This is a genomic window from Streptomyces sp. SCSIO ZS0520, assembly GCF_025643355.1.
Classification (GTDB): domain Bacteria; phylum Actinomycetota; class Actinomycetes; order Streptomycetales; family Streptomycetaceae; genus Streptomyces; species Streptomyces physcomitrii.
In genome coordinates, this window is sequence record NZ_CP092644.1 from 1,990,487 (window position 1) to 2,004,895 (window position 14,409).

General features: G+C 72.9%; 12 protein-coding genes. 5 read left to right on the forward strand and 7 right to left on the reverse strand.

Annotated elements, in window-relative coordinates; translation table 11 throughout:
- Window positions 1-49 precede the first annotated feature (49 nt).
- The 3 genes from MID12_RS07135 to MID12_RS07145 form a co-directional block, all read right to left on the reverse strand.
- Window positions 50-1,114, reverse strand: coding sequence for a YihY/virulence factor BrkB family protein (locus tag MID12_RS07135; RefSeq protein WP_078844797.1), 1,065 nt, complete (start codon window positions 1,112-1,114; stop codon window positions 50-52).
- Window positions 1,115-1,433: 319 nt separating this feature from the next.
- On the reverse strand, window positions 1,434-2,249 hold the full coding sequence (locus MID12_RS07140) for a polysaccharide lyase family 7 protein (protein ID WP_237282685.1): 816 nt from the start codon (window positions 2,247-2,249) through the stop codon (window positions 1,434-1,436).
- Window positions 2,250-2,395: 146 nt separating this feature from the next.
- The gene (locus MID12_RS07145; RefSeq protein ID WP_040248080.1) at window positions 2,396-3,181 is read right to left on the reverse strand and encodes an FHA domain-containing protein; all 786 of its coding nucleotides are present in this window, start codon (window positions 3,179-3,181) and stop codon (window positions 2,396-2,398) included.
- 345 nt (window positions 3,182-3,526) lie between these two features.
- Between MID12_RS07145 and MID12_RS07150 the strand changes: the two genes are divergently transcribed.
- From MID12_RS07150 to MID12_RS07165, 4 genes are all read left to right on the forward strand, one after another.
- Entirely contained in the window at window positions 3,527-5,428 is a 1,902-nt protein-coding gene (locus MID12_RS07150) for a serine/threonine-protein kinase (protein ID WP_263165497.1), read from the forward strand.
- A 100-nt stretch (window positions 5,429-5,528) separates the two neighbouring features.
- Window positions 5,529-6,815, forward strand: a complete 1,287-nt coding sequence (locus MID12_RS07155; RefSeq protein WP_263165498.1) for a low temperature requirement protein A — start codon at window positions 5,529-5,531, stop codon at window positions 6,813-6,815.
- A 272-nt stretch (window positions 6,816-7,087) separates the two neighbouring features.
- Entirely contained in the window at window positions 7,088-9,337 is a 2,250-nt protein-coding gene (locus MID12_RS07160; protein ID WP_263165499.1) for an RICIN domain-containing protein, read from the forward strand.
- Window positions 9,338-9,640: 303 nt separating this feature from the next.
- Window positions 9,641-10,333: a GntR family transcriptional regulator gene (locus tag MID12_RS07165; protein WP_040248085.1), complete on the forward strand. Its 693-nt coding sequence runs from the start codon at window positions 9,641-9,643 to the stop codon at window positions 10,331-10,333.
- Window positions 10,334-10,388: 55 nt separating this feature from the next.
- Here MID12_RS07165 and MID12_RS07170 read toward each other — a convergent pair whose 3' ends face one another.
- On the reverse strand, window positions 10,389-11,864 hold the full coding sequence (locus MID12_RS07170) for an aminopeptidase P family protein (RefSeq protein ID WP_263165500.1): 1,476 nt from the start codon (window positions 11,862-11,864) through the stop codon (window positions 10,389-10,391).
- A gap of 240 nt (window positions 11,865-12,104) precedes the next feature.
- Window positions 12,105-12,407, reverse strand: coding sequence for a hypothetical protein (locus MID12_RS07175; RefSeq protein ID WP_263165501.1), 303 nt, complete (start codon window positions 12,405-12,407; stop codon window positions 12,105-12,107).
- A gap of 327 nt (window positions 12,408-12,734) precedes the next feature.
- Between MID12_RS07175 and MID12_RS07180 the strand changes: the two genes are divergently transcribed.
- A complete protein-coding gene (locus MID12_RS07180; RefSeq protein WP_040248094.1) occupies window positions 12,735-13,289 on the forward strand; it encodes a GH25 family lysozyme in 555 nt (184 codons plus the stop codon).
- A gap of 129 nt (window positions 13,290-13,418) precedes the next feature.
- Here the strand turns inward: MID12_RS07180 and MID12_RS07185 are convergent, their stop codons facing one another.
- Window positions 13,419-13,634, reverse strand: coding sequence for an EF-hand domain-containing protein (locus MID12_RS07185; RefSeq protein ID WP_107071284.1), 216 nt, complete (start codon window positions 13,632-13,634; stop codon window positions 13,419-13,421).
- Between the two features lie 152 nt (window positions 13,635-13,786).
- The gene (locus MID12_RS07190; RefSeq protein ID WP_263165503.1) at window positions 13,787-14,380 is read right to left on the reverse strand and encodes an ADP-ribosyltransferase; all 594 of its coding nucleotides are present in this window, start codon (window positions 14,378-14,380) and stop codon (window positions 13,787-13,789) included.
- Window positions 14,381-14,409 lie beyond the last annotated feature (29 nt).

Here is a 14,409-nt window from a genome sequence, read left to right on the forward strand (position 1 = left end):
CGGGCCGGTGCCTGCCCTGCGGGCCCCGGGCCCGGACGCGGCAGCCGCCTCAGGCGGTACGGGAGCGCTTCTCGCGCTTGGGTGCGGTGCGTTCCGGTACCTGGATCTCGCGTTCGGCGCCGGGGGTGCCCTCGGCCAGCTCCCGGCTGCGCTCCCGCTCGGCGTTGAACTCGGCGCCGAGCAGGACGGCGAGGTTCGTGATCCACAGCCAGACCAGGAAGACGATGACGCCGCCGAGCGCCCCGTAGGTCTTGTTGTACGAGCCGAAGTGGGCGGCGTAGAAGGCGAAGCCGACCGAGGCGATCAGCCAGAGGACGAGGGCGAGGACGGCGCCCGGCACCACGGACTTCAGGCCGCGCAGGCGGGCGTTGGGCGCGGCGTAGTAGAGCAGGGCGAACATGAGCACGACGACCAGGAGCAGCACCGGCCACTTCGCCCAGTTCCACGCCGTCACCGCGGCGTCGCCCGCGCCGACGGTCGAGCCGACCTCCTCGGCGAGCGGCCCGCTGACCACCAGGGCGACGAGCACCAGGGCCTGGAGCAGGACGAGGACCAGCGTCACCAGCATCTGGAGGGGGCGCAGCTTGAGGAAGGGCCGGCCCTCCTCGACCTCGTAGATGCGGTTGGCGGCGCGCATGAAGGCACCGATGTAGCCGGAGGCGGTCCACAGCGCGGAGACCAGACCGACGATCAGGAGGACGGGGCCGGTGCTCCCGCCGTTCGCGAGCTGGTCGATCGGCCCCTTGAAGGTGTTCACCGCGGAGTCCGGGCCGACCTTGCTGATCAGGTCGGTGGCCTTCTCGACCAGGGTCTTCGGGTCCATGACCACGCTGACCAGAGCCACCAGGGCGATCAGCGCCGGAAAGATGGAGAGGACCGCGTAGTAGGTCAGGGCGGCCGCGGAATCCGCGAGGTTGTCCTCCTTGAACTCGGCCAGGGTCCGCTTGAGGGTCGCGCCGAGTCCCCCGCGGCGCTTGTGCGGCGGTCCCTGCGGGCTCCGGCCGCTGCGCTTCTGCTCGTCCGCGCCGGGCCCGTCGGCCTCCTCGCGAGCGCGCACCCGTTCCTCGCGAGCGCGCTCCCGCGGCCCCTCGCCCTCGGCGTGTGCAGGAGACATGAGCACCTCTCTCTTCGGCCTCCGCGTGCCGGGTCCGGCCCGCAGGGCATCGCTGCCCCGGGTGCCCGGGAGCGGCACGGCCAATCCCCGGAAAGCGAGAAGCCGGGGGCGGCCCGCTGCCCGGAGGGCCGAGCGCCCCTCGGCGGCAGGCGACGTGGACGGCGGAACCGTCACCCCACTGTCCTACGGGACCGCGAGCGGCGCCTGCGCTGAGCCGCCGCGCGCCCGCGTACGGGTGACGGACAGCGAGAACTCCGCCCGCGGGAAATCCGCGGGCGGAGTCGGGTGGAGACGGAAGGCGAGCCGGTGTCCCGGACCGTCAGTCCTCGTGGGTGACGCTCACCTCGTGCATCTCGACCTCGCCGTAGTTGTCCTCGCTGCACGGGGAGGAGTTCTCGCAGCGGGCCTGGGTGTAGGCGCCCGCCTTGAAGTAGTTGCTGGAGTCGGAGGATTCGAGGGTGGTCTCCAGCTCACCGTTGAAGTACACCTCGATCTCACCGTCCTCCACGACGTAGCCGAACTCGAAGACCGTGCCCAGCTCGTAGTCGTCGGTGATCAGGTGGTGGTGGGTGGTGTCCCCCTCGGTGACGTAGAGCTTGGAGCCCTCCAGGCGCAGGGCGGTGACATCGTCGTCGCCGCCGTGGATCTGGGCGCCGACCACGTGCGGCTTGTCCTCCGGCAGGTGGGTGAAGGCCTCCCGGACCGTCAGGGTGTGCCTGCCGGAGGTCGAGGACCACTCGATCTCGTCCTCGCCGTCGCTCTCCATCTCGCGCAGTTCCGTACGGGGGTTGCTCGAACCCCCGGTGGTGACCCCGTTGACCGGGGCGCGGAAGCGGACCGCGTCCCCGGAGTCGGCGACCTTGAAGTAGGGGTCCTTGACGTAGTCGTCGAGCTCGGGCTGGAAGATCTCGGTCGGGTCCTCCTCCTCGCCGATGGGCAGCGTCAGCTTCCAGTTGCCGAGCTCCAGCACCTCGGACGGCAGCGCGGCCCGCTGGCCCCCGGCGCCGGACTGCGTACCGGTGGCCTGGGCGGAGCCCGGCGCGAGGAGCGCCGCCACGACCACGGCGAGCGGGACGGCGGCCGCCAGGGAGCGCCGGGCGCGGGCGCCGGTACGGGACGAACGGATCTCTGTCACGGGAGTGAACCTCCGTAGGGGAAGGGCGAGTTCACCGGTACCGCCGGGAGCCCCCGCCGGTACCTGCGGCATGTCGCGGGTGACCGTAGAGGGGGTGCGACGGGGAGGGTCCCGCCGGGTGGGGGCTAGGGGGCCGCGGAAGGGGGCTAGCGGGTCTCCGGCCAGTCGAGGTCGTCGTCGAGGAGGCTCAGGTCCGGCGGCACCAGCGTGGTCGACTCCACCAGGCCCTTGAGCAGGTTGTGCAGGAGGCTGTTGTCGGAGGGGCGCTCCTCGGGCCGGTCGTGGATCAGGGGGTACCTGAAGCCGGTGCCGTGCAACCGGCGGCGCACGGCCTCCACCCGGTACTCGATCCGGCGGACGGTCCAGCCCGACTCCGGGCGCAGATAGGCGAGTTGCTCGGCGGCGCGGCCGTAGGTCAGGGGCCGCGGGTCGGGCTCGTACTCCAGGTAGTGGCGGCCGAGGACGACGAGGAGGAGCCGCTCGTCCTCGCCCAGCGCCCAGCGCTGCGGTTGCACGGTCTCGGCGCGGCGGCTGGCCACCGGTCCCCGGTCGTCGTGGTCGGCCACGTACAGCTCGACGAGGTGCTCCCGGTGGCCCGAGCCCTTCACGAACAGGGGGGTGTAGCCGGTGGCGAGCGGGATCGGCGCGGAGCTGCCGTGCATCATGCGCCCGCGCGGCAGCCGTACGAGCTGCTGCCCGGTGTTGCGCAGCCACCAGCTCCCGGCGCGGTACGTCAGTTCGCCGTGCTGCCGGCTCACCCACCGGTCGTCCACGCCGACGCCGAGGTCGGTGTCCGGTTTCTCACCGCGCCCGAAGCGGACGGTCAGACCGGGGGTGGGCGGGGCGGTGAGATCGCCGCTGAGCGTGCGGGCGTGCAGGGTGCCGGGCTCCCCCGGCGGGACCCCGCGCGCCAGGCTGTCCGAGCTGCTCATCGCCGTCTCCTCGCGCTCGTCGTACCGCCCGGGGGCGCTTGGGCCATGGTCCGTCCCGGGTCGCGTGACCCCTCCCGGAGGTCCGGGTGCAGGGCCCCGGGGGCGCCGGTCTCCGGGCCGCCTCCGCCGGGTCCGGCGCAGGATCATGCCACCGCTTCCGGACAGGCTTCCCCACGGTTTCGGCCAGGTACTCGACGGATTGAGACGTTGTCCCGGGAGCCGCCGCCGAGGACGGCAGCAAATGGGCCGGATACGGGGAGTGCGCTCGGCGGTACGCAGTACATTCGGTCCGCGTTCCGGGGGTGCCGAGGCGGGTTCCGGTCTTTCGTCGAGGGGAGTGCGGCTGTGCGTCGGGGGGAGAGGGTCGGCAAGTACCGGCTCACGAGCGGGCCGGTCGAAGGCGGCCAGGGAGCCGTCTGGTTCGCCGTCGACACGGAGCTCGGCCGCCCCGTCGTCCTCAAGCGCGCCCGGCTGGGGGACACCGGTCCCGGCAGCTTCGACCAGATGCTCGCCGAGGCCCGCGCACTGGCGAAGTTCAGCCATCCGCACGTGGTGACGCTCTACGACGCGGTCCGCACCGGCAAGGACGAGCGGGCCGCCTTCTGGCTGGTCCTGGAGCATGTGCAGGGCGGCAGTCTGGACGTCCCGCTGAAGCTGACCCCGCGGCTCGCCGGGGGCATCGGCGCGCAGATCGCGGGCGCGCTGGCCGCCCTGCACGCCAAGGGCCTGGTGCACTGCGACGTCAAGCCCGGCAACATCGTGATCACCGAGGACCGTACGGCGAAGCTGGCGGACTTCGGCGCCGCGCTCCGGGTGGACTCGCACACCACGATCACCCCCAACGGGCCGCTCAGCCTCACCCCCGCCTTCGCCGCCCCCGAGGCGATACGCGGCGCCCCGGAGCGCGCCTCCGACGTGTTCTCGCTCGGCGTCACCCTGTACCAGCTGATCACCGGGACCCCGCCGCTGCGCGGCCCCGGGCACGCGGTGCGCCTGGAGACGCTCAGCCCCCAACTCGGGCCGCTCACGGGGGTGCTCACCGCGATGCTGCAGCGCGACCCGGGGGCCCGGCCCTCCGCGGCCGCGGCACAGGGCTCGCTCACGGAGCTCACGGGCGGGCCCCGGGCACTCGCCGAGGACCACCGGCGCGAGCTCGACACCCTGCAACTCGCCCCGGCCACACGGCCGTTCACCACGACCGCGTCAGCGGGCCCGGCGCGGCCGACCGGGGCGTGGAGCCGGACCGCGCCCCTCCGGCGGCGGCCGCTCCTCGCCGCCGGTACCGCCGTGGCCGCGGCGCTCGCCGTCGCCGTACCGCTGCTGCTGATGCTGAACGGTGACGGCAAGGAGGCGCAGGAGGACGGGGCCGCCCCGACCACCGGCAGGCCGCCCGGCGCCGCCGCCTTCCTCGGGGACCACCGGACGGCCGACCCCTGCGGGCTGTTGGAGGTGCGGGGCTTCGACGCGTACGAGGAGGCTCTCCCGGACCGCGACCAGGGCAACTTCAACCGCTGCGACCTCCGGCTCCAGACGCACGGGGAGGATGTGGTGGACATCCGGGTGGAGTTCGACGAGGAGGGGCTGCCGGAGCAGGAGCGGCGGCGGACCGAGGGCGGGGTCACCGTGGTGGAACTCGCCGAGACCAGCAGCGAGTGCGAGCGGGTCCTGAAGGTGACCGAGTCGTCCGAGGAGGGCAGCGTGCGGATCACCGCGGTGGCGCGAGAGCCCGAGAAGCTCAGGCAGGAGCTGTGCGAGACCGCCGGTATCGCCACCGACTTCGCGGCCGGGGTGCTCGACGACGGCGGGGTCCCGCGGCGGAAGGCGGACTTCGACGACCGCTCGCTGGCCCTCATGGACGCCTGCGTGCTGCTCGACCAGCAGGTGCTGGAGAAGGACCCCGGGGTCAGCGTCGGGGAGCCGGAGGCCGGGTTCGGGGACTGGGCCTGCCAGTGGAAGTCCACCAGCGACATGGAGGTGGACCTCCAGTTCGACCAGGGCAAGTCGCCGCGGCGCCCAGGCATCGACGAGGTCAGGTACCGCGGACACACGGCCTTCGTCGAACCGGACCGCGAGGGCCCCCGGTCCTGCCACGTCGAGCTGGTCCACCGCACCTATCTGGGCGAGGGCCAGAGACGCGGCACCGAGCGGGTGGCGTTCACCGTCCAGCGGGCCCCCGAGAAGGTCGACCCCTGCAAGGTCGGCAAGGACCTGGCGAAGTCGGCCGCCGAGTCGCTCTCCTCCGCCTGAGGCGGTCCGGGCGCGTTCCGCCTTCCTCCGCATCCCGCCTTCCCGAAAGGCCCCGCGCCGCCGAGCGGAGCCTCCGCTTCCATCCGGCATCATGCTCCGCATGAGCCATAGGGAACATGCCGGTGCCGGGCACCGGGGCAAGCTGTCGCACCGGCTGGTGCCGATGACCGGGCGGGACCCGGACGAACCCGGGCGCTCCGCCTCGCCCCTGGAACTGCTCTTCGACCTGACCTTCGTGGTCGCGGTCGGCACCGCGGCGGCGCAATTCGCGGACCTGGTGGCCGAGAAGCACACCGGGGAGGCGATCGCCGCCTTCGTGCTCGCGATGTTCGCGATCAGTGTGGCGTGGATCAGCTTCAGCTGGTTCTCCTCCGCCTTCGCCACCGACGACTGGCTCTACCGCGCCCTGACGATGCTGCAGATGATCGGCGTCGTCGTCTTCTCGCTCGGCATCCCGGCGATGTTCCACTCGGTGGCCGAGGGCGAGCACCTCGAACTGCGGGCCATGGTGATCGGCTATGTCGTGATGCGGATCGCGATGGTGCTCCAGTGGTGGCGGGCGGCCCGGGAGTCGCCGCCCTTCCACGACGTGGGGATGGCCGGGATCCGCTGGACCGTGCTCGCCCAGGCCGGGTGGGTGGTGGTCGGCTTCGTGGACCTGCCCTCGGCCGCCGTGTTCGCCGCCATCGGCGCGCTCGGGCTCCTGGAGCTGGGGCTGCCGGTGCTCACCCAGGGCGGCGCGGGCGGGACGCCCTGGCATCCGCACCATGTCGCCGAGCGGTACGGCCTGTTCGCCCTCATCACCCTCGGCGAGGGCGTGGTCGGCACCGTCGCCTCCTCCGGCGATCTGCTCGGCGGCGGCGACGGGACGCACTGGACGCGGAACGCCGTCGCGGTCGTCGTCGCCGGGGTCGGGCTGACCTTCGGCATGTGGTGGGTGTACTTCAGCACCCCCTTCGGCGACATCCTGGTCCACCGCCGCGCCCGCGGCTACCTCTTCGGGTACGGGCACATCCCGCTGTTCATCGGGGTGGCCGGCGCCGGGGCGGGACTGCACGTGGCCGGCCTGTACCTGGAGCACCACACGGAGATCGGCGAGACCGCAGTCGTCCTCTCGCTCGCCCTCCCGGTCGGCCTCTATCTGCTGATGATCTACCTCCTGCACACCCTGCTGCTCTCCGCGGCGGACCGCTTCCACCTGCTCCTCATCTCGCTCACCCTCGCGGTCCTCGCCGCGGCGGTGCTCCTCGCCGCCGCCGGGGTGGCGCTCGCGGTCTGCCTGCTCGTGGTGATGCTCGCCCCGTTCGCCACCGTGATCGGCTACGAGACGATCGGCCACCGGCACCAGCGGCAGATGCTCGACGACCTGGCGTCGGGGGCCCGCTGACCGCGACGGGACACCTCCTCGTCCGCCCCCGCTCCCCGCACCGCCCGGGCACCCCCGCGTCACCCAAAGTCCAAGTGTTGCCGCCGCTGCGTCCATGTCCGCGGCCGGGCGGCGGGTGCACTCTGCCGTAAGGATCCGGACAGCGGGCCGTGGGATCCGGACCGCCCGCGGGTCCGCCCGGACCGGCCCGGCCTTGCCGGGGTCCGTCCGCCCGCGGCAGCGGCGCGCGGGCCCCGAAGCCCCCGAAGCCCCCCGAAGACGAGGAGTCCCCCGTGTCAGCTCCCCGAAGAAGATGGGCCGGCGCGTTCGCCGCCGCGGCCCTCGCGGTGACCGCGGGCGGCGCCGCGGTGACGGCCCCGGCCGCCGCGGCACCGCCCGCGCCCGCCGAACCCGCCGCGGCCAAGGCCTCGTACACCGTGTCCGTCGGGGCGAAGGGCTCCTGGACCCATCCCGACGACACCCCGGCCGGTACCTATATCGACAAGGACGGCACCTTCTACTACCAGCAGGCCCACGCGCTCTACTCGGCCTCGGACTCCCGCACGTGGGACTTCTTCACCGGCACCGACTTCGACAGCGCCACCCGCTCCGCCGCGATCAGCGACGCGGTGAATCCCGCCAACTCCGCGGACCGCAACAACGACACCACCTGGCGCTGCGACAACAGCCCGACCGGCAAGGAGTCCACCAAGGCCCCCTCCGGCTCGAACTACTCCCAGCGCAACTACTGCGACCTGGCCGGGGTGTGGGTGGACCCGGACACCGGGGACTGGTACGGCCTGGTGCACAACGAGTTCACCCCGCAGCCCTTCGGCGACGGACTGCACTACGACGCGATCGACTACGCCGTCTCGAAGGACCAGGGCAGGACCTGGAAGATCGAGGACCACGTGCTGACCTCGCCGTACAGCACCGAGCGCGGCGACGAGGCGGCCTTCCCCGAGCAGACCTACCACTACGGCGACGGCGACCCGCGGCTGTACGTGGACGCCGCCTCCGGCTACTTCTACGTCTACTACGGCTCCCGGATCGTGGAGAAGGGCGGCGGCTGGAAGGCCTTCCACGCCCATGTGGCCCGCGCCCCCATCGCGCAGAAGATGCGGCCCGACTCCTGGCAGAAGTGGTACGACGGGGCCTGGCAGGAGCCCGGAGTGGGCGGCCGGGAGAGCAATATGGTGCCGGTCGGCTCCGGGAGCGGCACCGGGTACACGCCCCCGTCCGGCGAGTACGACCCGGCGACCGAGGGCACGGTCGACGAGCAGGTCGCGGCGGGCAAGATGCCGGGCACCTCTCCGCTGTTCGTCATGGACATCACGTACAACGCGCATCTGGGCCTGTACCTCGGTGAGCCGCAGGCCGTCGACCAGAGCGGCAAGGCGCCGCAGCAGCTCTACGCCACCCGGGACCTCGCCACCCAGAAGTGGGAGCTGATCGGCGACACCGGGAGCCACACCAACGCCTCCTGGTACCGGTGGTTCCTCGACGGGGCGAACCGGACGAGCTCCTCGATCGTCGGCCGGGACTTCCGCTCGTACTGCTCCTTCGGCTGCTCGGGCGACTCCTCCGGCGAGTACGTCGACCTCCGTGTCGACTCCGCGGAGACCGCTTCGCCGGTGGAGTCCGGCGGCACCTACCGCATCGCGGGCGGCGGCGGCCGGGTCCTCGCCCAGGAGTCCGGCGGGAGCGCCACCACCTCGCTGGCCGCGGCTACCGGATCCGGCCTGGACGCCTGGGAGTTCACCGCCAACGGCGACGGCTCGTACCGCATCGCCAACTCCTCGACCGGGAAGCTGCTCGGCGTCGCCTCCGCCTCGCCGGGCACCCGGGCCTGGGGCACCGAGCCCACCGCCACGGCGGCCGGGTCGGGCGGTCCCGCCGTCGGCCAGCAGTGGTTCGTGCTCCCCGGGACCTCCGCCGAGGGCGGCGGCACCGGGACGTACCGCCTGGTGAACCGCTACAGCGGGCTGGTCCTCGGCCTCTCCGGCGAGGCGGGGCGGCTCGCCGAGACCACCCCGGTACGCACCTGGACCGACACCTCGGGCAGCGGCGTCGGCGGGGCGCGTACGGCCGCCGAGCAGACCCTGGAGCTGAGCCCGGTGCCGGGGTCCGGCTCGCTGAACGGCACCCGCACCCTGGCCGTCGGCGGCAAGGCCCTGGACGTCCCCGGGCACAGCAAGTCGCCCGGCACCCAGCTCACCACCTACGCGGCGGGCGGCGGCGAGAACCAGAAGTGGAAGTTCGCCCGGCAGTCCGACGGCGCGTACACGCTCACCGGCGCCGAGTCCGGGCTCTGCGCCGATGTGGACGGCGGTTCCGCCGCCGCGGGCGCCAAGGTGATCCAGTGGACCTGCACCGGCGGCGCCAACCAGCGCTGGCGTGCCGCGCGCCAGGCGGACGGCGGCTACACGCTGACCTCGGTGCACAGCGGGCTGCTGCTCACCACGGCCTCCGGGGCGGACGGCGCCCTGGTGACCCAGCGGGCCGGCAGCACCTCCGCACTCCAGCGGTGGAAGCTCGACTGAGCTGCCGAGCACGGGAGTTCATCCCTCCGGCCGAGCGCCGGGCCGCCGGGCGGAGGTCCCGGGGGTCCGGCGCTTCCGCGGGGTGGGGCGGGACCGGGGCGTACCGGTCCGCCGTCCTCCGGTCCGGCGTCCTCCGGTCCGTCCTCCTCCGGTCCGGCGGCCGGGCGTCCGGCCGCTCCGGTCCACCGGCCGGGCACCGGTGGGACGAGCGAGCGCGGGAGGCCGGGCGCGGGAGGCCGGACGCCGGAGCCCGGGCGATATCCTGGGGCACCCGCGGACGGGCACGAAGGGAACGCCACGGCGATGGGCCACCTGAAGCAGCAGCACGACCTCGGCTCCGGCAGGGAGCGGCTGCGCGACCAGGTCGCCCACGCGCTCCGGGCCGCGCTGATCTCCGGCGAACTGCGGCCCGGCCAGGTGTACTCCGCGCCGGTGCTCGCCGAGGACTTCGGGATCTCCGCCACCCCGGTCCGCGAGGCCATGCTCGACCTGGCGCGCGAGGGCCTGGTCGAACCGGTGCGCAACAAGGGCTTCCGGGTCACCGAGGTCGACGAGCGCGACCTCGACCAGTACACCGAGATCCGCGCCCTGATCGAGATCCCCACGGTCTGCGCGATCGCCGCCTCCGCCGCCCGCGAGCAACTGGAGGCGCTGCGACCGGTCGCCGAGGAGATCGTGGCGGCGGCCCGCGACCACGACCTGATCCGGTACCTGGAGGCGGACCGCCGCTTCCATCTCTCGCTGCTCGCCCTCGGCGGCAACGACCGCCTGGTGGAGACCGTCGGCGAACTGCGCAAGCGCTCCCGCCTGTACGGGCTCCGCGTGCTCGACGAGCGCGGCGAACTGCTCCCCTCGGCCGAGGAGCACCGCGAACTCCTCGACCTGATGCTGGCCCGCGACCTCGACGGCACCCGGGAGTGCATGACCCGCCACCTCGGCCATGTGCGCTCGCTGTGGGCGGACGAGCAGGGCCCCCGGGACCGGGCGGGCGTCTGAGCCGCCCCGCCCGTACCGGTACTCCTGCCGCAACCCCCGTCGCGGGCACGGCACTTCAGCCCTTGAGCGCCGCCATCCAGGCCTCGACCTCCTCGGCGCGGCGGGGCAGGGCGCCCGAGAGGTTCCGGTTGCCGTCCTCGGTGACCAGGATGTCGTCCTCGATACGGATCCCGATGCCCCGGTACTCCTCGGGCACCGTCAGGTCGTCCGCCTGGAAGTAGAGGCCGGGCTCCACGGTGAGCACCATGCCGGGCTCCAGGGTGCAGTCCACATAGGCCTCGGTCCGCGCCTCGGCGCAGTCGTGGACGTCGAGGCCGAGCATGTGGCCGGTGCCGGCGAGCGTCCAGCGGCGCTGCAGCCCGAGCCGGTACACCCGCTCCACGGGGCCCTCGACGATCCCCCACTCCACCAGCTTCCCGGCGAGGAAGCGCTGCGCCGCCTCGTGGAAGTCGCGGTAGGCGGCACCGGGCCTGACGGCGTCGATACCGGCCTGCTGCGCCTCGTACACCGCCTCGTAGAGGGTGCGCTGGAGCGGGGTGAAGCGGCCGCTGACCGGGAGGGTGCGGGTGACGTCGGCGGTGTAGAGGGTGCGGGTCTCCACCCCGGCGTCGAGGAGCAGCAGCTCGCCCTCGCGGACCGGGCCGTCGTTGCGGACCCAGTGCATGATCGTGGCGTGCGGTCCGGCGGCGCAGATGGAGCCGTAGCCGACGTCGTTGCCCTCGACCCGGGCACGCAGGAAGAAGGTGCCTTCGAGGTAGCGCTCCGAGGTGGCCTGCGCCTTGTCGAGCACCCGCACCACGTCCTCGAAGCCGCGGACGGTGGAGTCGCAGGCCTTCTGGAGCTCGCCGATCTCGAAGTCGTCCTTGACCAGGCGCAGTTCGGAGAGGAACTCCCGCAGCTCCTCGTCCCGTTCGGCGGTGGTCCGGCCGCCGAGGGCCGCCTCCACCCCGGCGTCGTAGCCGCGGACCACGCGCACCGGCTCCTCCCCGCGGGCGAGGTCCTCGCCGAGGGTGCCGATGTCCCGGCAGGGCAGTTCGTACAGCATGGCGGCCTCGTCCAGGCTGTGCCGGCGGCCGGTCCAGAGTTCGCCCCGGGCGGAGTCGAGCCAGAACTCGCCGTTCTCGCGGCTGGAGCGGGGCGGCAGGTAGAGGTGGGCCCGGTGGCCGCCGTCCTCGGCGGGCTTCAGTACGAGGACGCCGTCGAAGGTCTGGTCGCCGGTCAGGTGCACGTACTCGCTGGCGGCCCGGAAGGGGTAATCGCAGTCGTTGGAGCGGACCTTGAGGTTTCCGGCCGGGACGACGAGGCGCTCGCCGGGGTAGCGGGCGGACAGCGCCGCGCGGCGGCGGGCGGTGTGCCCGGCCTGCGGCAGCGGGGCGACGTCGCGCAGTTCGGTGTCGGCCCAGCCGGAGGCCATCAGCTCGGCCAACTCCGGTGAGACCTCCGGGTAGATCCGGTTCTTGCGGTTTCCGGCGACCGGAGCCCGGCCGGCCGCCGCGGTCGCGGATCCGGCGGGGGTGCGCTCGTCCGTCACGTCATGCCTCCTCGCATGGCCGCCGCTCCCGGTGGGGGGCGCGGCGGAACAGCAGTCACAGTGCAATGTCACATGCTATAGACCGCCACGGAGGCGGGAAAGGGACAGGCGGCCCGGTGCCGAGGAGCGCTGCTGCTCCTCGGCACCGGGCCGCCTGCGAACGTACGGAAGGGCTCGCCCCGCGGCCCCGGACGGGGCCGGGCCGATCCCGGACGGAGCCGGGGCGATCCCGGACGGGCCCTAGTGGTCGTCCCAGTGGCCGTCGTGGGCGGCGTGCCGGTGGCCGTCGTGCACATAGTCCACGTGGTCGCCGTGCGGGACCGCGACATGGCCGCAGCCCTCGCCGTGCGCGTGGTCGTGACCGCGGTGCTCCTGGTGGGCGCCGCGCTCGCACTCGTCCACATGGCCGTCGTGGCCGCGGTGCAGGTGCCCGTCGTGGGCGTAGTCGACATGGCCGTCGTGCGGCACGGCGACATGGCCGCAGCCCTCGCCGTGGGTGTGCTCGTGCCCGGGGTGGGTCGGGTGTTCCGCTGCTGTGGTCACCGTGGGTCAACTCCATGGGTCCGAAAGTTCTGGTTTGTCGCCCCTTGTCGAGGCTGGCACAGGCGGCCCGCACCGGCAAAGCAAGGCCCGGTCGCCGCGCCGGAGGGCGGCCGTACGGGGGCGGCGCAGCGGCCCGGGGATTGCGAGGTGTGTTCGGTACGTGACCGGAAGGCGTGCCCGCTCCCCCGGTCCGCCATGGTCCGCGCGGGGTCCCGTGACCCGCGGTGCCCCTGTGACGGCACGGTTACGGCTCGCCGGGGGTGGGCTCGCGCGTCGCTGGGAACACCCCAAGTAACGGGGAAAGAAGCCGAGTTCGCGGAGGGCAGGATGATCTACGGGGTCGATGTCAGCAGCCATCAGCCGACCGACTACAGCACCAAGGGACTCTCGTTCGTCTTCATCAAGTCGACCGAGGGCCGTTCCTACATCAATCCCAGGCTGGCCGGACAGACGAAGACCGCCCGGGACGCGGGCTGCCTCCTCGGCTTCTACCACTTCCTGTGGCCCGGCAACATCAAGGCGCAGGCCGAGTACTTCGTCGGCAAGACCCCGGAGAAGGCGGGTGACTTCCTCGCCTGCGACTGGGAGATGACCGGCAGCGGGACCTACGCCAGCAACGCGGAGAAGGACCAGTTCATCAAGGAGGTCCGCCGGCTGCGCCCGCACAACAAGGTGCTCCTGTACTGCAACCGGGAGTTCTGGCTCAACCGGGACACCACCTCGTACGCGGGCGACGGGCTGTGGATCGCCGACTACGTGACGGCCGGCAAGCCGCGGATCAAGGCCGACTGGGCCTTCCACCAGTACACGGACACCCCGCTCGACAAGAACGCCGGCGACTTCCGCAGCAAGGAGACGCTGCGGGAGTGGGCCCAGCGCTGAGCCGGGGGCGTCCGCCCGGGGCGCCGGGCCCGGGGGCGCTTGCCCGCCCGCCGGGGGCCGGACGCGGCCCCGGAACGCCGAGCGGCCCGGCGCCCTCGCGGGCGGCCGGGCCACTGGGCGGACGGCGGGTCAGGCCTTGTTGAGGCTCGCCCAGAACTCGTCGAAGGACAGCACCTTGTCCCCGTTGGCGTCCTTGGAGGCGATGATGCTCTCCGCCACGGACTCGGTGACGCGGAAGTCCCCGAGCTGCGCCATGGCGCTCTTGTACTCGGCCGCGGTGATGTAGCCGTCGCCGTCCGCGTCGTAGCGCTCGAACGCCTTGCGTGCTTCCTCGATGCTCGTCACCGAATCCGCCCCTTCTTGCTGCATAAATGACGGGGTCAGATTATCCGTACGCGAACGGAGCCCGCCGGGCGCCCGCCGCGGCTGTGTCCCAAGTGGTACCCGGGGCGCGGCGGGTGCCCGGCGGATCCGCCGGATTCACCGGTGCGGGGCGCTCAGCGCCAGGAGGCGTAGTGCGGGTTGCTGCGGCACTCGTCCATGATCTCGGTCTTGGTCTGCCGGTCGACCGGGCAGACACCGAGGATGTACTCGCGGGCGATGCCGCCGGGGAAGGCCACCTCGCGCTGGTCCGCCCAGCGGTGGGTGTCGCCGATGGTCTTGTTGACGTCGATGCCGCCGGGGGCGTCGATGTAGTAGTGGAAGCCGCTCTTCCACTGCTTGTACAGGTCGTGGTCGTAGGTCGTGGAGACGTACGGCGAGGGCTGGTTGACGAGGACGTACTTCTCGACGTCGTACTGGCCGTCCAGCGGCGCCTTGGGCCGGAAGCCCTCCTCGAAGACGATCTCCGGGGCGCGGCCGTCGGCGCGGTAGAGGGTCTCGCAGCTGGTGCGCCAGGTGGGCTCGGGGGTGATGCGCCCGACGTCCACGCTGCGGTCGGCGGCCGGGGTCAGCGGGTCGTAGACCTGGGGGCAGGCCGGGGCGGCGGCGGCCGCGGGGGAGGTCGAGGTGGCGATCGCCGGTCCCGCGAGGAGCGCGGCGAAGGCGAACACGACGGCGGCTGCGCGCCGCCGGATACGAGGTGTGATCATGCCGGAAGGATCGGGGCGCGCGGGCGCCG

Bases quoted from the DNA above. Each gene is read 5' to 3' on its own strand.
- MID12_RS07180 (WP_040248094.1), top strand. From the start codon at position 12,735: ATGATCTACGGGGTCGATGTCAGCAGCCATCAGCCGACCGACTACAGC.
- MID12_RS07165 (WP_040248085.1), top strand. From the start codon at position 9,641: ATGGGCCACCTGAAGCAGCAGCACGACCTCGGCTCCGGCAGGGAGCGG.
- MID12_RS07190 (WP_263165503.1), bottom strand. From the start codon at position 14,380: ATGATCACACCTCGTATCCGGCGGCGCGCAGCCGCCGTCGTGTTCGCC.
- MID12_RS07145 (WP_040248080.1), bottom strand. From the start codon at position 3,181: ATGAGCAGCTCGGACAGCCTGGCGCGCGGGGTCCCGCCGGGGGAGCCC.
- MID12_RS07135 (WP_078844797.1), bottom strand. From the start codon at position 1,114: ATGTCTCCTGCACACGCCGAGGGCGAGGGGCCGCGGGAGCGCGCTCGC.
- MID12_RS07155 (WP_263165498.1), top strand. From the start codon at position 5,529: ATGAGCCATAGGGAACATGCCGGTGCCGGGCACCGGGGCAAGCTGTCG.